The sequence below is a fragment of the Achromobacter sp. JCM 18799 genome (assembly GCF_055395645.1).
The window spans coordinates 4,252,085-4,270,766 of record NZ_AP043866.1 but is presented as its reverse complement, the minus strand read 5'-3'; the positions used below and the strand labels follow the sequence as shown (position 1 = coordinate 4,270,766).

Annotated in this window: 20 protein-coding genes and 1 riboswitch; of the genes, 7 read left to right on the top strand and 13 right to left on the bottom strand. The window is 67.6% G+C overall.

The annotated features are described in order from the left end of the window. Nucleotides 1-29 precede the first annotated feature (29 nt). The 4 genes from ACZ5YA_RS20085 to ACZ5YA_RS20070 form a co-directional block, all read right to left on the bottom strand. Nucleotides 30-965, bottom strand: coding sequence for a hydroxyacid dehydrogenase (locus ACZ5YA_RS20085; protein WP_251878737.1), 936 nt, complete (start codon nucleotides 963-965; stop codon nucleotides 30-32). 20 nt (nucleotides 966-985) lie between these two features. Beyond that, nucleotides 986-1,996: a Bug family tripartite tricarboxylate transporter substrate binding protein gene (locus tag ACZ5YA_RS20080; RefSeq protein WP_059377449.1), complete on the bottom strand. Its 1,011-nt coding sequence runs from the start codon at nucleotides 1,994-1,996 to the stop codon at nucleotides 986-988. A 179-nt stretch (nucleotides 1,997-2,175) separates the two neighbouring features. Next, entirely contained in the window at nucleotides 2,176-3,351 is a 1,176-nt protein-coding gene (locus ACZ5YA_RS20075; protein ID WP_059377451.1) for a UxaA family hydrolase, read from the bottom strand. Between the two features lie 27 nt (nucleotides 3,352-3,378). After that, the gene (locus tag ACZ5YA_RS20070) at nucleotides 3,379-3,660 is read right to left on the bottom strand and encodes a UxaA family hydrolase (RefSeq protein ID WP_042795507.1); all 282 of its coding nucleotides are present in this window, start codon (nucleotides 3,658-3,660) and stop codon (nucleotides 3,379-3,381) included. A gap of 186 nt (nucleotides 3,661-3,846) precedes the next feature. Here ACZ5YA_RS20070 and ACZ5YA_RS20065 point away from each other — a divergent pair, with 186 nt between their 5' ends. From ACZ5YA_RS20065 to ACZ5YA_RS20050, 4 genes are all read left to right on the top strand, one after another. After that, complete coding sequence (locus tag ACZ5YA_RS20065) at nucleotides 3,847-4,602, top strand: GntR family transcriptional regulator (RefSeq protein WP_059377452.1); 756 nt, start codon at nucleotides 3,847-3,849, stop codon at nucleotides 4,600-4,602. 87 nt (nucleotides 4,603-4,689) lie between these two features. Beyond that, a riboswitch (SAM riboswitch) is annotated at nucleotides 4,690-4,771 on the top strand. Then, the gene (gene metX, locus ACZ5YA_RS20060; RefSeq protein WP_181953334.1) at nucleotides 4,761-6,020 is read left to right on the top strand and encodes a homoserine O-succinyltransferase MetX; all 1,260 of its coding nucleotides are present in this window, start codon (nucleotides 4,761-4,763) and stop codon (nucleotides 6,018-6,020) included. (Overlaps the previous riboswitch by 11 nt.) Then, complete coding sequence (gene metW / locus ACZ5YA_RS20055; protein WP_464091139.1) at nucleotides 6,017-6,631, top strand: methionine biosynthesis protein MetW; 615 nt, start codon at nucleotides 6,017-6,019, stop codon at nucleotides 6,629-6,631. Before metX ends, metW begins: the two co-directional genes overlap by 4 nt. Nucleotides 6,632-6,733: 102 nt before the next feature. Then, entirely contained in the window at nucleotides 6,734-7,984 is a 1,251-nt protein-coding gene (locus ACZ5YA_RS20050; RefSeq protein WP_059377456.1) for a muropeptide transporter, read from the top strand. Between the two features lie 76 nt (nucleotides 7,985-8,060). Here the strand turns inward: ACZ5YA_RS20050 and ACZ5YA_RS20045 are convergent, their stop codons facing one another. Beyond that, the gene (locus tag ACZ5YA_RS20045; RefSeq protein ID WP_059377457.1) at nucleotides 8,061-8,930 is read right to left on the bottom strand and encodes a universal stress protein; all 870 of its coding nucleotides are present in this window, start codon (nucleotides 8,928-8,930) and stop codon (nucleotides 8,061-8,063) included. A 223-nt stretch (nucleotides 8,931-9,153) separates the two neighbouring features. Here ACZ5YA_RS20045 and ACZ5YA_RS20040 point away from each other — a divergent pair, with 223 nt between their 5' ends. Both ACZ5YA_RS20040 and ACZ5YA_RS20035 read left to right on the top strand, forming a co-directional pair. Continuing rightward, the gene (locus ACZ5YA_RS20040; protein ID WP_059377459.1) at nucleotides 9,154-9,792 is read left to right on the top strand and encodes a trimeric intracellular cation channel family protein; all 639 of its coding nucleotides are present in this window, start codon (nucleotides 9,154-9,156) and stop codon (nucleotides 9,790-9,792) included. A 110-nt stretch (nucleotides 9,793-9,902) separates the two neighbouring features. Beyond that, on the top strand, nucleotides 9,903-10,604 hold the full coding sequence (locus ACZ5YA_RS20035) for a GntR family transcriptional regulator (RefSeq protein ID WP_059377461.1): 702 nt from the start codon (nucleotides 9,903-9,905) through the stop codon (nucleotides 10,602-10,604). Nucleotides 10,605-10,645: 41 nt separating this feature from the next. Here the strand turns inward: ACZ5YA_RS20035 and ACZ5YA_RS20030 are convergent, their stop codons facing one another. From ACZ5YA_RS20030 to ACZ5YA_RS20015, 4 genes are read right to left on the bottom strand one after another with little or no spacing between them, the layout of a single operon-like run. Further along, nucleotides 10,646-11,413, bottom strand: coding sequence for a LamB/YcsF family protein (locus tag ACZ5YA_RS20030; RefSeq protein WP_464091138.1), 768 nt, complete (start codon nucleotides 11,411-11,413; stop codon nucleotides 10,646-10,648). A gap of 13 nt (nucleotides 11,414-11,426) precedes the next feature. Continuing rightward, a complete protein-coding gene (locus tag ACZ5YA_RS20025) occupies nucleotides 11,427-12,422 on the bottom strand; it encodes a 5-oxoprolinase subunit C family protein (protein ID WP_464091137.1) in 996 nt (331 codons plus the stop codon). Continuing rightward, nucleotides 12,419-13,150, bottom strand: coding sequence for a 5-oxoprolinase subunit PxpB (gene pxpB, locus ACZ5YA_RS20020; protein ID WP_280015238.1), 732 nt, complete (start codon nucleotides 13,148-13,150; stop codon nucleotides 12,419-12,421). The genes ACZ5YA_RS20025 and pxpB overlap by 4 nt, the downstream gene beginning before the upstream one ends. Before the next feature lie 24 nt (nucleotides 13,151-13,174). Continuing rightward, nucleotides 13,175-13,606 (bottom strand): VOC family protein, encoded by a 432-nt coding sequence (locus ACZ5YA_RS20015; RefSeq protein ID WP_006386852.1) that lies wholly within the window; start codon nucleotides 13,604-13,606, stop codon nucleotides 13,175-13,177. 150 nt (nucleotides 13,607-13,756) lie between these two features. On the opposite strand from ACZ5YA_RS20015, the gene ACZ5YA_RS20010 reads away from it, so the two are divergent. Further along, nucleotides 13,757-14,623, top strand: a complete 867-nt coding sequence (locus tag ACZ5YA_RS20010) for a LysR family transcriptional regulator (protein ID WP_464092864.1) — start codon at nucleotides 13,757-13,759, stop codon at nucleotides 14,621-14,623. A gap of 50 nt (nucleotides 14,624-14,673) precedes the next feature. Here ACZ5YA_RS20010 and serA read toward each other — a convergent pair whose 3' ends face one another. The 4 genes from serA to ACZ5YA_RS19990 all read right to left on the bottom strand — a co-directional run bounded on the left by serA (nucleotide 14,674) and on the right by ACZ5YA_RS19990 (nucleotide 18,660). Then, the gene (serA, locus tag ACZ5YA_RS20005; RefSeq protein ID WP_118933464.1) at nucleotides 14,674-15,873 is read right to left on the bottom strand and encodes a phosphoglycerate dehydrogenase; all 1,200 of its coding nucleotides are present in this window, start codon (nucleotides 15,871-15,873) and stop codon (nucleotides 14,674-14,676) included. A 166-nt stretch (nucleotides 15,874-16,039) separates the two neighbouring features. Next, nucleotides 16,040-16,498, bottom strand: a complete 459-nt coding sequence (locus ACZ5YA_RS20000; protein ID WP_059377471.1) for a DUF411 domain-containing protein — start codon at nucleotides 16,496-16,498, stop codon at nucleotides 16,040-16,042. Nucleotides 16,499-16,573: 75 nt separating this feature from the next. Next, complete coding sequence (locus ACZ5YA_RS19995) at nucleotides 16,574-17,974, bottom strand: heavy metal sensor histidine kinase (protein ID WP_118933465.1); 1,401 nt, start codon at nucleotides 17,972-17,974, stop codon at nucleotides 16,574-16,576. Beyond that, nucleotides 17,971-18,660 (bottom strand): heavy metal response regulator transcription factor, encoded by a 690-nt coding sequence (locus ACZ5YA_RS19990; protein ID WP_054454998.1) that lies wholly within the window; start codon nucleotides 18,658-18,660, stop codon nucleotides 17,971-17,973. The genes ACZ5YA_RS19995 and ACZ5YA_RS19990 overlap by 4 nt, the downstream gene beginning before the upstream one ends. Nucleotides 18,661-18,682: the final 22 nt, after the last annotated feature.

Genomic DNA, 18,682 nt, shown 5'->3' with positions numbered 1-18,682 from the left:
TTCATGGGCTTGCGCCGGGCCGTGTGGCTTCATCGGTCGCCGCCCGTAAGCGCCATTGTCACCCCGGCGGCCACCATGTCGGAAACGCGGGTGTTGGCTTCTTGCGTCAGGCCGGCGATATGCGGCGTCAGGATCAGGTTGGGCGCGCCCGCCAGCGGGCTGCCGGCGGGCAGGGGTTCAGCTTCGAATACGTCGAGCGCCGCGCCGCGCAGATGGCCCGTGCGCAGCGCATCCGCCAGCGCGGCTTCGTCCACGATGCCGCCGCGCGAGGTGTTGATCAGCACGGCGCCCGGTCGCATGTGCGCGATGCGGCCGGCATCCATCAGCCGCCGCGTGCCGGGCGTGAGCGGCAGGTGCAGCGTGACGGCATCGGCCTGGGCCAGCAGCTCGTCCAGCGTCATGGGGGCGACGCCGGTTTCCCGCCAGGCGGGATGGTCCGGCGGCAGCGCTGCGTCGCAGCCCGCCACGCGCATGCCCAGCGCCTGCGCCAGGCTTGCGGTCAGCCGGCCGATGCCGCCGAAGCCCACGATGCCCAGCATGCGGCCGTGCGCTTCCAGCCCCTGCGAAAGCGCGTTGCGCGGCCATGCGCCCGCCGCGACCTCGGCCGTCGACGCATAGGCGCCGCGCAGCAGCATCAGCATGGCGCCCACGACGTACTCGGCGACGGCGCGCGCATTGGCGCCGGTGGCCGGTATCACCGCGATGTTGCGCGCGGCGCAGGCGTCCAGGTCGATGTTGTCCAGCCCCACGCCCAGGCGGCCGACGGCCCGCAGCCGCGGGGCCGCCTGCAGCAGGGCGGCGTTCACCTGGCTGCGGTTGCGCACGATGAGCGCGTCGGCCTCGGCCGCCGCGGCCAGCAGGGCCTCGCGCTGCTCCACCAGTTCAGGCTCGTACCGCACCTTGAAGCGCTGGCGCAGCGCGTCGACCGCGGGCGCGTCCATGAACTCGGAAATGAGGATATGCATCGGTGGGGACTCCACGGTGGTCAGGCGATCTGGATGTTGGCGTCGCGGATGATCTTGGCCCAGCGCTCCACCTCGGACTTCAGGTAGGCGCCGAACTCCGCGGGGCCGCGCGGCTGCGGCACGAAGCCCAGCTGCAGCAGCGCCTGCTTCATGGCGGGCTGCGAAACCTGGCGCACGATGGCGTCGCCGATGCGCTGCACCAGCTCGGGCGGCGTGCCCGCAGGCGCCAGCACGCCGGTGAAGTTTTCGACGATCAGGTCGGGCAGGCCGGCCTCCTTCACGGTGGGCACGTCGGGCAGGTCCGCGCTGCGTTCGCGGGTGGTGATGGCCAGCGCCCGCAAGGAGCCGTTCTTCACGTGCGAGAGCGATTCCGGGTAGTTGGAGAACACCACGTCCAGGTGGCCGCCTATCAGGTCGGTGAGGGAGGGCGCGCCGCCCTTGTAGGGGATGTGCATCATCGGCACGCCGGTCAGCTTCTGGTACAGCGCCAGGGTCAGGTGCGGCGGCGTGCCGTTGCCGCTGGACCCGGCAGAAAGCGACTTCGAGCGGGCGGCCTTGGCCAGGTCGGCCATGCTCTTGATGTCGCTCTTGGCGTTGACCACCACCATGATGGGCGAAGACGCCAGGCCCGCCAGCGGCGTGAGGTCGCGCGTCAGGTCGTAGCCCGCCTTGCCGGCGAAGAGCGTGGCGTTGGCCGCATGCGACAGCGTGATCGCCAGCCAGGTGTAGCCGTCCGGGGCGGCGTGGGAAACGTGCGCCGCGCCGATGTTGGCGCTGCCGCCGGGCTTGTTTTCCACCACCACGTTCCAGCGCTCGGCGTCGCTCAGGGCTTTGCCGACCTGGCGCGCGGCCACGTCGGTCAGGCCGCCGGGCGGGAACGGCACCACATAGTTGATGGGCCGTTCGGGCCAGGCTTTCTGCGCCAACGCGCGCTGCCACGGCGCCACGGCACAGAGGCCGGCGGCGCCCAGGGCGGCAAGCAGGCGCCGGCGTTGCGCGGCGTCGGGATGGTGATCGTGTTCGCTGTTCATCTGTCTTCCTCCTTGGGGGATGCCCGGGTAGGAATGCAACCGCCTGTGCTGCCGCGGCGGATGTCGCCCGGGTCTGCTTGTGTGGTTCTGAGACGATGCTGCGGGGAAATGCTGGCGGCAGGACGGCGTGTCCGCAATCCTGCTTGCGGACACGCCGTTGCCGGGGACGACAGGCGCGGTCAGGCGCTTTCGAAGATGCGGGTCAGGACGAATTCGCGGTGGCCCAGCGCTTCGGCCGCGGTCCAGCGGCCGTTGGCGGTGGCCAGCATGCATTCCAGCAGCTTGTCGCCGGCCTGGTTCAGGTCGATGTCACGCTGCAGCAGGCCGCTGGTGTCCACGTCGATGTGTTCGGACATGGTGCGCACCGTGCGCGGATTGGCGCAGATCTTGATGACCGGCAGTATCGGGTTGCCGATGACGTTGCCCTGGCCGGTGGGGAAGAAGTGCACCGCATAACCCGAGGCCGCGCACAAGGTCACCATTTCGGCTGCGGCGGAGGACGAGTCCATGAACCACAGACCTGGGCCGTCGGGGATCTCGGCCTTGTCGATCACGCCGTCCACGCGGCATTGCTTGCCGATCTTCTGGATGTTGCCCAGCGCCTTTTCCTCGATGGTGGTCAGCCCGCCCGCGATGTTGCCCTTGGTGGGCTGGGATTCAGACAGGTCGCTGGTCTTCCAGCGGTCGATCATGGCCTGGTAGCGGTTGAACATGAACATGAAGCGTTCGCGCACCGCATCGTTGGCGCAGCGCTCGGCCACGATGTGTTCGCCGCCGGTCAGCTCCGAGGTCTCGCCGAAGACCAGCGTGGAGCCCAGCGCATACAGCTTGTCGAAGGCGTTGCCCACGGTGGGGTTGGCGCCACAGCCCGAGGTGGTGTCGGATTCGCCGCATTTGGTCGACACCCACAGGTCGGCGATGGGGCACTCGCTGCGCGTCAGCGCCGTGGCGTAGTGCACGAATTCCTTGGCGCAGCGCGAGGCGCGCATGATGGTGTCGTGGTCGCCGTGCAGTTCGATGCTGAAGCCCATGACCGGCTTGCCGGTGGCGGCGATGCCGTCCACCACGCGCTTGGTCCAGCCTTCTTCGATGCCGATCACCACCACCGCGGCAACGTTGGGATTGCAGCCGGTGCCGATCAGGGTGCGGAAGTGCAGCTCAAGGTCCTCGCCGAATTGCAGTCGGCCATAAGGGTGAGGCAGGGCCATCGTGCCCTTGATGTTGTTGGCCACGGCTTCGGCTGCGGCATTCGAAATATCGTCCACGGGCAGGACGATGACGTGGTTGCGGACGCCGACGCGGCCGTTGTCGCGGCGGTAGCCCTGGAAGGTGGTCGAGGCGGTGATGATGGACATGGCGGATTCCTGTGCGGGGTGGAGGGCTTACCAGCGCTTGGTCTTGATGTTGTGCACATGGGCGTGCTGGCCGGCCTTGATGGGCTCCACCACGCGGCCGATGTCGACGCCGTACTTGAAGACGGTGTCGCCCACGGCCATGTCCTTCATCGCCACCTTGTGGCCGATGGGTATGTCCTGCGATGCGCGCACGTGGATGATCTTGTCTTCATCCATGATCCAGGCGTTCAGTTCGGTTCCGGCGGTGACTCCTTCCACGACGGCGACCGCCACCGTGTCCTTGGCATCGTGCAATACGGCGTGAATCATTTGTCTTCCTCTCTTGGGCTTGGGGGCGCCCGGCAGGTGCGGCGGCAGGGCGCGGATCGCTACGGCCAGGAAATCTTAGGACCGTGTTTCATGCATGTCAACTAAATCATATATATGAATTGTATGACTTGAGCAGGTTCCGTCCCCGCCGCTACACTGTGGACTCCTGATTTTTGCGATGCACCCATGAACACCAGCCTGTCCTCGACCGTGCCTTTGGGCAGTCCCTTGTACGCGCAGGTCAAGCAGGCCGTGCTGGCCGCGCTGGCGCAGGGGGAATGGAAGCAGGGCGAGGCGATCCCGCCCGAGAAGCTGCTGGCGGAACGCTTCGGCGTATCCATCGGCACCTTGCGCAAGGCCATCGACGAACTGGCCGCGGAGAATATCCTGGTGCGGCATCAGGGCCGCGGCACCTTTGTGGCGGTGCACACGCGCAACCACCATTTCTTCAAGTTCTTCCGTATCGTGCGGCAGGACGGCGACAAGTCCTATCCAGCGACCGAGCTGCTGCGTTTTCGCCGCGTGCGGGCCTCGGCCATCGCGCGCGAGAAGCTGAACCTGCCCGCCGGCGCCATGGTGTTCGAGTTCCTCAACCTGTTGTCGCTCAACGGCGACGTGGTGATGATGGATGAGATCTGCCTGCCGGAATCGTGCTTTCCGGGCATGACCGAAGCGCACCTGCGCGACCGCGCCAGCACGCTGTATGCGCTGTACCAGGACGTCTTCGGCGTCAACGTGATCGCCACCGACGAGCGGCTGCGCACCTGCGTGGCCGAACGCATGCAGGCGCGGGCGCTGGGCGTGGCCGAAGGCAGCCCCTTGCTGGAGATCCGCCGCGTGGCGTTTTCCTACAAGCGGCAAGCGGTGGAATGGCGCATCTCGCGCGTCAACACCGAACGCTACGAGTACCTGGGCCAGGAACCCTGGGAGGCCGGCGCCTGAGGGGCCGCCGCGCGCGCCAGGCGGGCCGGATAGGCCGTCCGCCGTTGCGGCGCGCTTCAGCAGTGCTAGAATTCCTGCCGCAGTACAAAATTTTTCGGCGCCGATTTGCCTGATCCGCTTGCGGGCGCCTTCCAATAAATCCAGCTAAAGAGGTCCGTATGACCACTCCTGCCCAAAATTTGGCCGGTGATTCGGCCAGCGGGTTCGTACCCGCAACCGTCACGACTTCCGCTTCCGCTGATCCCGGTTCGGTCGGTCTCGTTGCCCCCACCTTCATCCGTTTCGATGAGCCCCTGTCCTTGCAGAGCGGCCAGTCGCTGGCTGCCTACGAACTGGCGGTCGAGACCTACGGCACGCTCAACGCCCAGCGCAGCAACGCAGTCCTGATCTGCCACGCGCTGAACGCTTCGCACCACGTGGCGGGGCAGGCGGCCGACAATCCCAGCGACGTGGGCTGGTGGGACAACATGGTGGGCCCCGGCAAAGCGGTGGACACCAACGTCTTCTTCGTCATCGGCGTCAACAACCTGGGCTCCTGCTTCGGCTCGACCGGCCCGGCCAGCATCAATCCGGAAACCGGCAAGCCCTGGGGCGCCGCTTTTCCGGTGCTGACCGTGGAGGACTGGGTAAGGGCGCAGGCCAGGGTCGCGGACCACTTCGGCATCGAACGTTTCGCCGCCGTGATGGGCGGATCGCTGGGCGGCATGCAGGCGCTGAGCTGGGCCATCACGCTGCCGGACCGCGTGGCCAATTGCGTGGTGATCGCCAGCACGCCGCGCCTGTCGGCGCAGAACATCGGCTTTAACGAGGTGGCGCGCCGCGCCATCATCACCGATCCGGATTTCCACGGCGGCGACTATTACGCGCAGGATACCGTGCCGCGCCGCGGCTTGTCGGTGGCGCGCATGCTTGGCCACATCACCTACCTGTCCGACGACGACATGGCCGAGAAATTCGGCCGCGCCCAGCGCGCACCGGCCGAGAACGGCGCCTACCACTATGGCTACGACGTCGAGTTCGAGGTGGAGTCGTACCTGCGCTACCAGGGCGAGAAATTCACCCGCTATTTCGACGCCAACACCTATCTGCTGATCACGCGCGCGCTGGACTATTTCGATCCCGCGCGCACCACCGGCGGCGACCTGGCGCGCGCGCTGGCCCCGGCCAAGGCCGATTTCCTGCTGGTATCGTTCTCGACCGATTGGCGTTTCCCGCCGGAGCGGTCGCGCGAAATCGTGCGCGCGCTGCTGAAGAACGCCAGCCCCGTGACCTACGCCGAGATCGACGCGCCGCATGGCCACGACGCCTTCCTGCTGGAAGACGCCCGCTACCATGCCGTGGTTCGCGGCTATTACGAACGCATCGCGCGCGAGCTCGGGCTCGGCGTTGCCGCCCAGACCGAAGGACGTTCCGCATGACTCCCGTGACTCCCCGACCCGCGCACAGCGTCCTGCGGCCCGACCTGGCGCGCATCGCCAGCTGGATCGAGCCCGGCAGCCGCGTCCTGGACCTGGGCTGCGGCGACGGCGCGCTACTGGCGCATCTGCGCAACCACCGGCAGGTGCGCGGCGCGGGCGTGGAACTGGACGACAACTGCGTCATCGCCTGCGTGCGCCGCGGCGTGGAAGTGATCCAGCAGAACCTGGAAGACGGGCTGGCGCTGTTCGACGACAAGCAGTTCGACACCGTGGTGCTGTCGCAAACGCTGCAATCCATGCACCGGACCGAGCACATCCTGCGCGAAATGGCGCGGGTGGCGCGCTACGGCGTGGTGTCGTTTCCCAACTTCGGTTACTGGCCGCACGGTTGGGCCATCCTGCGCGGCCGCATGCCGGTGACGGGGCAGATGCCCTACCAGTGGTACAACACGCCGAACATCCACCTGTGCACGCTGCGCGACTTCGAGCAGCTGGCCGGCGAACTGCGCCTCTCCATCCTTGAACGCGCCACCTTCAACGAAGGTCGCGAGGTCAAGCTGCTGCCCAGCTGGCGCAGCACCCTGGCGGTGTACCGCTTCGCGTCGCCCTGACGTTTTGGTACGTTTCCTATTTGTACGCAGGGTCGCCAAGGCCTAGAATGCCGCAAGTCTGCGGCGCCTGGCCGGCGCGCTGGCGCGTATCAGGAGACCGTTATTACCGCTGCATCCAACGTCTACACCAGCCCCCGCGTGGCCCCCTTGCTGGTCCTTGGATTTGCCAGCGGATTGCCTTTGGCGCTGACCAGCGGCACCTTGCAAGCCTGGGCCACGGTGGAAAACGTGCCGCTGCAGCAGATCGGGTTCCTGACCCTGGTGGGCAGCGCCTATACCCTCAAGTTCCTGTGGGCTCCCTTGGTGGACCGCTATGCGCCGCCCTTGTTGGGGCGCCGGCGCGGCTGGATGCTGCTGACGCAGTTGCTGCTGGCCGTGGCCATCATGGCGATGGGCGCCTTGTCGCCTTCTTCCGCCCTGCAGACGCTGGCCCTGCTGGCCGTGCTGGTGGCGTTTCTGTCGGCCACGCAGGACATCGCTTTCGACGCCTATTGCACGGACGTGCTGCGCAAGGATGAGCGCGGCGCGGGCGCGGCCATCAAGGTCATGGGCTACCGCCTGGCGATGATCGTGTCGGGCGGGCTGGCGCTGATCCTGGCGGACCAGTGGATAGGCTGGGGCAATACCTATGTGCTGATGGGCGGGCTGATGCTGCTGTGTGCGTTGGCGACCATCTGGGCCCCCGAGCCCGAGCACGTCGCCCGCCCGCCGCGCACGCTGCGCGAGGCCGTGGGCGAGCCTTTGCGCGAGTTCTTCACGCGGCGCGGGGCGCTGGCGGTGCTGCTGCTGATCGTGCTGTACAAGCTGGGCGACGCGTTCGCGGGGGCCTTGTCCACCACCTTCCTGATCCGCGGCGCGGGCTTCACGCCGACGGAAGTGGGCACGGTGAACAAGGTGCTGGGACTGGCCGCCACCATCATCGGCGCGCTGGCGGGCGGATCGCTCATGTCGCGCTGGGGCCTGTACCGGTCGCTGATGGCGTTCGGGCTGCTGCAGGCGGTATCGAACCTGGCTTACTGGCTGATCGCCGTCAGCCCCAAGAGCCTCTGGCTGATGGCCGCGGGCGTGGGCATCGAGAACCTGTGCGGCGGCCTGGGCACGGCGTCCTTTGTCGGCCTGTTGATGGCGCTGTGCCGCCAGCAGTTTTCGGCGACCCAGTTTGCGCTGCTGTCGGCGCTGTCGGCGGTGGGCCGCACGTATCTGGCGGGCCCGCTCACGCCTCCTTTGGTCGAGGCGATGGGCTGGCCAGGCTTCTTCCTGCTGACGGTTGTGATCGCGCTGCCGGGGCTGGTGCTGCTGCACTTGCTGCGCGGCACGATAGAAACCATGGAGAAGCAGGGCGAGCAGGCCTAGGCTCGGAAGCCGGCGCCTGGCGCCGGGGCCATGAAAAAACGGCGCCGAGGCGCCGTTTTTTCATGGCCGGACGAACTTATTCGTCGCCGAGCAACCTGACGATCAGCACGTCGCTGGGCAGGGATTCCAGCAGCCGTTCGGCCACGCTGCCGATGGCGGTGCGCAGAATGCCGGTGCGGCCATGGGTGCCGGTCACGACCAGGTCGGACCGGTGGTTGAACGAGTATTCCGACAGCACGGTTTCCGGCTGGCCGCATTCCAGCACCACCTTGGGGGCGGCAACCTGGGCGAGTTCGGGCGTTTCGGCGATGAAGTCCCGGGCGCTTTGCTCGGCCCCCTTGTAGAAGCTGCGCGTGATGGCGTCATCCGGCGTGTTCTTGCCCTGGAAGGGGACGTCGTAGGAGTGGAACAAGGTCAGGTCCGCGTTCGGCACCAGTTGCAGCGCGGCGCGCAGCGCCTGGCGCGAGCCGGCGGAGAAGTCGGTGGCGACCAGCACGTCGCGGTAGGGCCGGCGCGGACGGGTCTTGACCACCAGCACGGGCTGGCGCGCCTGGCGGGCCAGCTTTTCAACCGTGGTGCCCAGCAGTAGGCGGCCCAGGGTTTCATCGCGCGCGGTGCCGGTGACGATCAGCGAGCAGCCGTAGCTGTCGGCGGTTTCCATGATGCGGACCAGCGGATCGCCGCTGACCACCACCACTTCGGTCGGCACGTCGGCGGCAGCCAGGTCCTCGGCCAGCTCGCGCTCGGCCAGCGCCTTGTGGTCCGTCGACAGGCGCCGCCACACGGGCGTGGTGAGGCGGGCCGGCGTGGCATGGGATTCCATGACATGCAGGACGATGAGCTTGGTGTTGAGTTCCTTGGCCAGCTGCAGCGCGCGGTCCAGGGCGCGGTCGCCGCGCGCGCTCAGGTCGGTCGCCAATAGGATGGGGCCAGTTTGCTGTGTCATACGTTCTCTCCCGGTTGTGGCTGGACTGCCGACTCCCGCGTGCGTGCGCTCCAGCCGTTCCGCCCTCGCGGGCCTTATCCCCATTGTCCCGCGGCTGCGCGGAGGGGGACTTGATAGATATCAACGCAAAGTCGAGCGTAAGGGATGGCGGGCGCGCAGGCAATGGCCGCCCGCCGCGCCGCCGGCTTAATACAATGGGGCCAGTTCCACTCCCTGTCTGCCCATGTTCCCGGATCTGTCTCCCGTCTTGCTGCACACGCTGTATCTCGTCGCCATCGTGGCGGAAGCGATGACCGCGGCGCTCTCGGCCGGCAGGCGCGACATGGACTGGATGGGCGTCTGCATCATCGCCTGCGTGACGGCGCTGGGCGGCGGTTCGCTGCGCGATGTGCTGCTGGGGCATTACCCGCTGACCTGGGTTGTCCATCCCGAATACCTGTGGATGACGGCGGGCGCGGCGATCTTTACGGCCCTGATCGCGCCCGTCATGCGGCGCCTGCGCAGCCTGTTCCTGCTGGCGGACGCGCTGGGCCTGGTGGCCTTCACGGTCATCGGCTGCCAGGTGGCGCAGCTGATGCAGCTGCCGATCACGGTGGTGCTGATCAGCGGCATGATCACCGGCTGCGCCGGCGGGGTGCTGCGCGACGTGCTGTGCAACGAGGTGCCGCTGCTGTTCCGCAAGGAACTCTATGCCAGCGTGTCCTTCGTGACCGGCGGACTGTATCTGGGTTCGCAAGCCCTGGGCTTGTCCGCCAATGCCGCGGTGCCGATCGCGCTGGCGGCGGGCCTGGCGGTGCGCCTGCTGGCTCTGCGCTTCAATTGGCAGATGCCGAAGTTCGTGTACCGGGACGATTGGGACTGAAGGCAGGGCGGCATGGCGCTCTGCAACAATTTTCTTATTTATGTTTCAAGAAATTTCTAGTATCTTCACTAGGTCTCATACCATGCATTGCGCAGTACAAGGGGAGCCGATTGGACGTCAAAGCGCCCGCCACGATTCCGTATTTCCTGCAGGAACAGATTCGTGAATTGATCGTGGACGGCACCATCCGTCCGGGCCAGCCGCTGCGCGAACAGGAGCTGGAGCAGCGTTTCGGCACCAGCCGCAGCCCGATCCGCGAAGCGCTGCGCCTGCTGGAGTTGAGCGGCCTGGTCACCCATATCCAGCGCAAGGGCTTCAGGGTCACCCTGTACACCGAGGCCCAGATCCGCCATCTGTACCAACTGCGCGCCGAACTCGAGGCCTATTGCATCCGCCAGGCGGCGGATGCGGCCGATCTGGCGCCGCTGTTGGCCGAACTGCGTTTCCATGACGCCGCCGTCGGGGCGGCATTGGCCTCGGGCGATGGGCGCGCCGCCATTGCCTCGGCCTGCGCGTTCTATCTGGCTGCGGCCCGCAGCACGGGCAATACCCCGCTTGCCGGCATGCTCAGCAAGCTTTACGAACAGATCGAACCGCTGCGCTACCTGTTGGCCAGGCAGGCGCTGCCGTTCACCGGCATCCAGACCTGCACCAACGGCGTCATCGAAGCATTGGCCGGCCGCGACGTCGAGCGTGCCGCCAATCTGACGCGCAGTTATCTGGCGGACGTGCTGCCCAGCGTGGCGCAGGCATATCGCCAGGCCGCGCTGCAGGACGCGGAAGAACCGCAGCCGCGCTACGCTCGCGCCTGAGCCGGCCGCGCCTGAGCCGGCCGCGCCTGAGCCGGCCGCGCCTATCCCCTCGGCGGGGTGCGGACTTCTATGCCGGCCTGTTCCAGCGCCTTGCGGATGCCGTCGGCGAAGATCAGCGCGTTCGGCTGGTCGCCATGGATGCACAGCGTATCGGCCTGCACCGCCACGTCCTTGCCGTCGACCGAACGCACCTTGCCTTCGCGCACCATGCGCACCACCTGCGCCACCGCTTGATCCAGGTCTTCGATCATCGCGCCGGCGCGGCTGCGCGGGGTAAGCGAACCGTCGTCCTGGTAGGAGCGGTCGGCAAAGACTTCGTTGGCGGCGGCCAGGCCGATGGCCCGGGCCGCGTCGATCAGCTTGCTGCCGGCCAGTCCGTACAGGATCAGCGAGGCATCCACGTCCTTGACGGCCTGGCAGATGGCGCGAGCCAGCCCTTCGTCCTTGGCGGCCATGTTGTAGAGCGCGCCGTGCGCCTTGACGTGGTGCAGCCGCGCGCCTTGCGAGGCGGCCACGCCGGCCAAGGCGCCGATCTGGTAGACCACGATGTCGTAGGCTTCATCGGGGGTGATCTGGATGATGCGGCGTCCGAACCCGGCCAGATCCTGCAGGCTGGGGTGCGCGCCCAGCGCCACGCCGCGCGCCAGCGCGGCCGCCACGGTCTTGCGCATGGTGGCCGGGTCGCCGCCATGGAAGCCGCAGGCGATGTTGGCGGAGCTGACGAACTGCAGCACCGCTGCGTCGTTGCCCATGGTCCAGGCACCATAGCTTTCGCCCATGTCGCAGTTCATGTCGATGCGGGTGGTCATGGCAAATTCCTTTCTAGGCCAGGAGCGCGCGCAACGGCGCCAGCGCGTCCTGCAATTGCGTGAAGGCGCGCTCGCGCTCGCCGTCCAGGCGCTGCGCCTCTTCTAGTTCGATCTGCTGGAAGCGCAGCGTCTGTCCCGGCGCGCACTGCGCCAGGACGGGCAGGTCCACCGTGGCGATCTGCGCGATCTTGGGGTACCCGCCAGTGGTCTGGCGGTCGGCCATGAGGATGATGGCCTCGCCGCCCGAAGGCACCTGCACGGTGCCGAAACAGGCGGCTTCCGACAGCATCTGGCGCGGCTGGCTCATGGTCAGTGCGGGGCCCAGCAGGCGGTAGCCCATGCGATCGGACTGCGGGCTGATGCGGAATTCGGCGCCGCCGCCGAAGGCCTGGCGGGTGGCCTGGGAGAATTCCTCCCAGTGCAGGCCCGGCAGGAAGCGGATGAACTCGCGGCGCTTGGCGCCCAGCGCTGCGGGCAGGTAGACGCGCTGGTTCCACAGCGCTTCCTGCAAGGCATCCAGGTCGCGGCCGGCGGCCAGCGGCGCATGCAGCGGCACCTGGTCGCCCTTGGCCAGCGCGCGCCCCTGGAAGCCGCCGAAGCCGCTGCGCAGGTAGGTGCTTTCGCTGCCCATGACGCGGGGCAGCGCGAAGCCGCCGTGCACCGCGAGATAGCCGCGCACGCCCACGGCCGACCGGGCGCCGAAGGCCAGCGTGTCGCCGGCCCGCGCCACCAGCGGGCGGTGGACCGGGATGTCCTGGCCGTTGAGCGTGGCGCCGAGGTCGGCGCCGGCCAGCGCGAAACAGGCGGCCGCGTCAAAGCGCAGGGTCGGACCCGTCAGGGTCATTTCCAGCGTGGCGTGTTCGTCCTGGTTGCCAGCCAGGGCATTGGCCAGCCGGTGCGCGCGCTCGTCCATGGCGCCGGCGGCCGGGATGCCCTGGTGCTGGTAGCCCTCGCGGCCGCGGTCCTGGAAGCTGGACAGCATGCCGGGTTTGATCACGGTCACGCTCATGGCCGGGCTCCCCGGATGCGGTCGAATTCCTCGGGGCTGATGGGCACGAAGCGGACCGAGTCGCCGGGCTGCAGCAGGGCGGCGGGTTCGCGGGCCGGGTCGAACATGGTGAGCGGCGTGGCGCCGATGATGTTCCAGCCGCCGGGCAGGCGGTTCGGGTAGATCACGGTCTGCCGGTTGGCCACCGCCACGGCGCCGGACGGCACCGCGGTGCGCGGCGAGGCGCGGCGCGGGATATTCAGCTTTTCGTCGTGTACGCCCAGATAGGCGTGGCCGGGCGCGAAGCCCAGCATGAAGACCATGCTGCGGGGCTGGCTGTGCAGTGCGATGACGCCTTCGGGCGTGAGGCCGGCGGCCTCGGCCACTTCGGCCAGGTCGGGGCCGTGTTCGCCGCCGTAGCAGACCGGGATGTCGATCTCGCGTCCGCCCAGGATGTCCGCGGCGATGCCTTCGGACAACAGCTGTCCGATGCGCTCAGCCAGTTGCGGATAAGTGGGGCCGCCGCTGGCGCCGGGGCGGTAATGCACCGCCACCGCGACGAAGGAGGGCACCACGTCGGTCACGCCGGGAAGCCGCGCGTCGCGCAGCTTGCCGGCCGCGGCCAGACAGGTCCTGCCAACGTCGGCGTCGATCTGGTCGCCAAAGGAAACGATCAGGCAGCGGTCACCCTGCGGCAGGATGCGCCAGGAGGTTTCGGCCGGAGAAGGAGGTTCTGAATTTGCGTTCAACGACACGAAACCTGTAGAGACGGATTACTTGGCGAACAGCGAATCCAGGTTCTTGAACGCCTTGAATTCCAGCGCGTTGCCCGACGGATCCAGGAAGAACATGGTGGCTTGTTCGCCGACTTCACCCTTGAAGCGGATGTAGGGCTCGATGACGAATTCGGTGCCGGCGTCGGTCAGACGCTTCGCCATCGCTTCCCATTGTTCCATGGAAAGCACGGCGCCGAAATGGCGCACCGGCACATTGTGGGAATCGACGGCGCTGGTGGCCTTGTGGCCGCATTCGCTGGGCGCCAGGTGGGCGACGATCTGGTGGCCGTAGAAGTTGAAGTCGATCCATTCGGGCGAGCTGCGGCCCTCCGGACAGCCCAGTTTTTCGCCATAGAAGGCGCGGGCTTCGGCCAGGTCGCGGACCGGGAAGGCGAGGTGGAACGGCGGCAGGTTGGTTTGAGCGGTCATGGAAGGCTCCGGGTCAGGCAAAGAAAAAATGATCAATCAGATTGCGGGCCATCGCAAGTTGGGACGGCCTAGCATCGATGGGTAGTTTAGGTATTGTTTTTTTGATTGAAAAACGATATTTTTTGCTAGTTAGCATCGAAATAATTGATCGTGATCAAAGAGTTCAAGGCCTTCATCGCCGTGGCGCGGGACGGCACCTTTACCGGCGCCGGCACCCGGTTGGGCCTGACCCAGTCCGCGGTCAGCGCCCAGATCAAGCGCCTGGAGGACTACCTGGGCGGACCGTTATTCGACCGCAGCGCGCGCGCCGCGGTGCTGAACGCGCATGGCCGCGAAGTGCTGCCGCAGGCGGAAGAGCTGGTCGCCATGGCCGAGCGCATGATTACCGCCGGCGGGGCGGGCCATGTCAGCGGCCTGTTGCGCATCGGCGCCATCGCGTCCGTGCAGCAGGACCTGCTGGCGCGCGCGCTGGGCGGATTCCGCGCGGTCTATCCGGACGTGCGGGTGCGCATCGTGCCCGGTGTCTCGCTGTCGCTCTTGGGACAGGTGGATGCGGGCGAGGTGGACATGGCGATACTGATCAAGCCGCCCTTCGCTTTGCCGCCAGAACTCGGCTGGCAGCCGTTGCTGCGCGAACCGGTGATGCTGGCCATGCCCGCGTCCATGCCGGTCGCGCCCTGGCGCGAACTGCTGGCAAGCCAGCCCTTCATCCGCTACGACCGTGCGTCATTCGGCGGGCGCGTGGTGGACCTGTTCCTGAAGAAGCAGCGCATCCCGGTGCGCGAGGCTGTCGAGCTGGACGAGATCGACGCCATCGCCAACATGGTGCGGTTGGGGCTGGGCGTGGCGCTGTTGCCGCAGCTGCGGCGGCTGGACATGACGGGCTTGCGGCTGTTGCCGCTGGGGGAGGCGGCGTTCCACCGCGAGATCGGCCTGATAGGCCGGCTGCCGTTCGATGCCGGCAGCGTGCAGGAGAAGATGGCGGAATGCCTGGCGGCCGCCGCGGCGGAGCCTTGAGCCGTTTGGCGGGCGGCGCATGACGCGCCGCCCGCCATGGCGGCGGTGGTTTACAGCCGGTCGCAGCGGACCGTGATGGGGTGGCTGCGCAGCGTGGACATCACGACGTCGTTGACTTCGCCTTCCACGTCGGTGATCACGTAACCGATCTGGCCGCGGGTCTGCAGGGTTTGGCTGACGATGTTCAAACCGTGTTGCGCCATCAGGTTGTCCAGCGTGCCCAGCGCGCCCGGGGCGTTGCGGTGCACGTGCAGGATGCGGGTGCCGCCGGCGGGTTCCAGATAGGGCAGTTCGGGGAAGTTGACCGCGCCCTTGGTGGTGCCGGCCTGCAGGAAGCGCACCAGTTTCTCGGCCACTTCGCGGCCGATGTTCTCTTGCGATTCCTGCGTGCTGCCGCCGATGTGCGGCGTCAGGATCACGTTGGGCAGGCCGATCAGCGGGCTGGCCAGCGGTTCGTCCGCGCCCTTGGGTTCGGTCGGGAACACGTCCAGCGCGGCGCCGGCCAGATGGCCGGATTTCAGGGCCGCGTGCAGCGCGTCGATATCCACCACGGTGCCGCGCGAGGCGTTGATCAGGATGGCCCCACGGCGCATGCGGCCGATGGTGTCCGCGTTCATGATCTTTTCGGTGGTCTTGCCGCCCGGCACGTGCAGGGTCACCACGTCGGCCTGCTCCAGCAGCTCGTTGAGCGTGGCGGCGGGCCGGGCGTTGCCCAGCGGCAGCTTGGCTTCGACGTCGTGATAGACGACGCGCATGCCCAGGCCTTCGGCCAGCGTGCTGATCTGCGAGCCGATGTTGCCGTAGCCCACGATGCCCAGCGTCTTGCCGCGGGTCTCGAACGCGCCGGCGGCGCTCTTGTCCCAGTGGCCCAGGTGCACGCGGGCGTTCTTTTCGGGAATGCGGCGCAGCAGCAGGATGGCTTCGCCCAGCACCAGTTCGGCCACCGAGCGGGTGTTCGAGAACGGCGCGTTGAACACCGGAATGCCGCGTTGCATGGCGGCGTCCAGGTCGACCTGGTTGGTGCCGATGCAGAAGCAGCCCACGACGCGCAGGTCGGGGTTGCCGGACAGCAGGGCGGCATCCAGGTGCGTGCGAGAACGGATCCCCGCCACCTGAGCGCCGCGCAGGGCGTCGCTCAGTTGCGACGCCGGCAAGGCGGCGGCATGCGTGACGATGTCGGAGTAGCCGGCGGCTTCAAAAACAGCGCGGGCGCTCGGGTGGATGTTCTCGAACAGGACGATTTGTGCCATGACAGCCTGAGGGGTGGGTGAGGAATCCGTTTTATTGATTGTGGCCCATTTTTGCTGCAGTGCAAGGAGTAGCCATTGAGGCGGCATGGATGAATTGTTTCAGGCGCGCAAATGATTCGGGCATCGCCACAAAGAGCGATGCCCGAACAGAACCTGAAGATTCGCGTTAACGATAGGCCTGGAAGACCTTGGCGCCGCCCTGCTTGTCGACCAGCACCACGTCGTGCGGCGTCTTGCGGCCGCCGTATTCGGGGCCGTCCATGCCGGGGGAGCCCAGCGGCATGCCGGGCGCGGCCAGGCCGGCGGCGTCCGGCTTTTCGAGCAGCAGGCGGCGCACGTCGCTGGCCGGCACGTGGCCTTCGATCGCATAGCCTTCGACGGCGGCGGTGTGGCACGAGCCATAGTTGGCCATGCCGGCGTTGCGGCGGATGGGGCCGGTGTCCTGGACGTCATGGGTGGTGACGGCGAAGCCGTTGTCGCGCATGTGCTTGACCCAGTCTTCACAGCAGCCGCAGGTCGGGGTCTTCCAGACCTCGACCTTGACGGGCGTCTGGGCGGTGGCGAATACGGGCGCGCACAGGGCTGCGGCAAGGGCCAGGCGGCGCGTGAGGCGGGTAAGGTTCATGATGCTCCGTTGCGGGACGATGTGGTTGCAAGCGTACTGTAGAAGAACGGGAGTGACCCCATTCTGTCCCGCACATTACGATTCTGTAATGTTGGCCGGAGACGTGTGGCCGTCCGGCGCGCGCAGTGTGATGCCGACCACGGTGCCGTGCGCGCCCGAAGCCGCATCGACCTCGCCGCCATGCATGCGCGCGATGGCGCGCACGATGGCCAGGCCCAGGCCATGGCCCTCGCTGCGCGGCGCGCGCGCCTGGCTGGAGCGGAAGAATCGGTCGAAGATGCGGGGCAGGTCGGCCGACGGGATGGGGGGGCCGGGGTTGCGTACTTCCACCCGCGCGCCGGTGGGTGAAACCGAGCAGGTCAGCACGATTTCACCGCCCCGAGGCGTGGCCTTGATGGCGTTGGAAATCAGGTTGGCCAGCGCGCGCCGCACCAATCCGGCGTTGGCGGCCACGGTGGCGTCGCCCAGGCAGCGCAGATGCACGCCGCTTTCTTCCAGCGTGGCTTCGTAGTATTCAGCCACGCGCCGCGCTTCGGCGGCCAGCGACACCGGCGCCAGATCCGCGGCCCGTTCGCCGCGGTCGGCGCGCGCCAGGAACAGCATGTCGTTGACCAGGGTCTTCAGGTCTTCCAGTTCTTCGAGATTGGATTCCAGCGCGTCGCGCAGTTCGGCCGCGTCGCGCGGCGACGACAGCATGACCTGCGTGCCGTTGATCAGCGTGGCCAGCGGCGTGCGCAGCTCGTGCGCCACGTCGGCGTTGAAGCCTTCCATTTGCTGGTACGCGGCCTGCAGGCGCTCCAGTGTGCGGTTGAAGGAGCGGACCAGGTCATGCAGTTCGCGGTCCGTGTCCTCCAGCGGCAGGCGCCGCGCCAGGTTGTCGGGCTGGATGCTGGCGGCCTGTTCGGACAGCCTGCGCGCCGGCGCCATGCTGCGCCTGACCGCCCAGGCCGCCAACACCACGGTCGCGCCCACCCACAGCGCGCAGATCAGCACCAGCGCGGTGCCGTAGGCGTACAGGAACTGCGAGCTGGTGCGCGTGCTGACCGCCACGGTCAGTTGCGCGCCGGGCAGGATGCGGTCATTCATGGCGACCCGCAGGCCGCGCATGCGGCCGCCGTCGGCGGTCTGCAGCACGACCTGCCTGCCGTCGCCCGTCGCCAGCGTTTCGGGAGCGGGGCCGCCGTACACGGAATGGCCGTGCGCATCGACGATCCAGATGCCCAGCTGGCCTTCGCCCGCGCGCATGTCGTCGAAGGTGGCGGCCAGGTCCTTCAGGCCGCGGGCGTTGTTCTGCATGTCGATCAGGTGATCGATCAATTCCAGCTTGCCGCTGACTTCGGTGATCTCCTGGCGTTCCACTTCGCGCTTGAGGGCCCAGAACAGCGTGGCCCCCGCCAGGCTGGACACCAGCAAGGCGATGGCGCCCAGCAGCAGCGTCAGCCGCGCCTGCATGGAACGCATGCGCAGCGGCTTCATGCGGGGCGGCTATCCGCGGGGCGCGATTCCAGCACGTAGCCCATGCCGCGCACGGTATGCAGCAACTTGGTGTCGTAGGGGTCGTCCAGCTTGCTGCGCAGCCGCCGCACCGCCACGTCGATGACGTTGGTGTCGCTGTCGAAATTCATGTCCCAGACCTGTTCGGCCAGGGTGGTGCGCGACAGTACCTGGCCCTGGCGGCGCAGCAGCAGGGCCAGCAGATTGAATTCCTTGGCGGTCAGGTCCAGGCGGCGGCCGCCGCGCTGGGCGCGGCGGCGGGCCAGATCCAGTTCCAGGTCGGCCAGGCGCAGCAGGGTGGGTTCTTGCGAACGTCCGCGGCGCAGCAGCGCTTGCACCCGCGCCAGCAGTTCAGAAAAGGCGAAAGGCTTGACCAGGTAGTCGTCGGCGCCGCCTTCCAGTCCGCGCACGCGGTCCTCGACGGCGTCGCGCGCGGTCAGCATCAGGATGGGGGTGTCCTTCTGTTCGCGCACAGCGGCCAGCACGCCGAAGCCGTCCACGCCCGGCAGCATCACGTCCAGCACGATCAGGTCGTAGACGCCTTCCAGCGCCAGATGCAGGCCGTCCACGCCGTCGCGCGCCAGGTCCACGACGTGGCTTTGCTCCGACAATCCCTTCTTGAGGTAGTCGGCCAGTTTGGGTTCGTCTTCGATGACCAGGATGCGCATGGCAGGAAATTTACCATTCGCG

Coding starts and splice junctions, on each gene's coding strand:
- ACZ5YA_RS20085 (WP_251878737.1), bottom strand. CDS start 965: ATGCATATCCTCATTTCCGAGTTCATGGACGCGCCCGCGGTCGACGCG.
- ACZ5YA_RS20080 (WP_059377449.1), bottom strand. CDS start 1,996: ATGAACAGCGAACACGATCACCATCCCGACGCCGCGCAACGCCGGCGC.
- ACZ5YA_RS20075 (WP_059377451.1), bottom strand. CDS start 3,351: ATGTCCATCATCACCGCCTCGACCACCTTCCAGGGCTACCGCCGCGAC.
- ACZ5YA_RS20070 (WP_042795507.1), bottom strand. CDS start 3,660: ATGATTCACGCCGTATTGCACGATGCCAAGGACACGGTGGCGGTCGCC.
- ACZ5YA_RS20065 (WP_059377452.1), top strand. CDS start 3,847: ATGAACACCAGCCTGTCCTCGACCGTGCCTTTGGGCAGTCCCTTGTAC.
- metX (WP_181953334.1), top strand. CDS start 4,761: ATGACCACTCCTGCCCAAAATTTGGCCGGTGATTCGGCCAGCGGGTTC.
- metW (WP_464091139.1), top strand. CDS start 6,017: ATGACTCCCGTGACTCCCCGACCCGCGCACAGCGTCCTGCGGCCCGAC.
- ACZ5YA_RS20045 (WP_059377457.1), bottom strand. CDS start 8,930: ATGACACAGCAAACTGGCCCCATCCTATTGGCGACCGACCTGAGCGCG.
- ACZ5YA_RS20040 (WP_059377459.1), top strand. CDS start 9,154: ATGTTCCCGGATCTGTCTCCCGTCTTGCTGCACACGCTGTATCTCGTC.
- ACZ5YA_RS20030 (WP_464091138.1), bottom strand. CDS start 11,413: ATGACCACCCGCATCGACATGAACTGCGACATGGGCGAAAGCTATGGT.
- ACZ5YA_RS20025 (WP_464091137.1), bottom strand. CDS start 12,422: ATGAGCGTGACCGTGATCAAACCCGGCATGCTGTCCAGCTTCCAGGAC.
- ACZ5YA_RS20015 (WP_006386852.1), bottom strand. CDS start 13,606: ATGACCGCTCAAACCAACCTGCCGCCGTTCCACCTCGCCTTCCCGGTC.
- serA (WP_118933464.1), bottom strand. CDS start 15,873: ATGGCACAAATCGTCCTGTTCGAGAACATCCACCCGAGCGCCCGCGCT.
- ACZ5YA_RS20000 (WP_059377471.1), bottom strand. CDS start 16,498: ATGAACCTTACCCGCCTCACGCGCCGCCTGGCCCTTGCCGCAGCCCTG.
- ACZ5YA_RS19995 (WP_118933465.1), bottom strand. CDS start 17,974: ATGAAGCCGCTGCGCATGCGTTCCATGCAGGCGCGGCTGACGCTGCTG.
- ACZ5YA_RS19990 (WP_054454998.1), bottom strand. CDS start 18,660: ATGCGCATCCTGGTCATCGAAGACGAACCCAAACTGGCCGACTACCTC.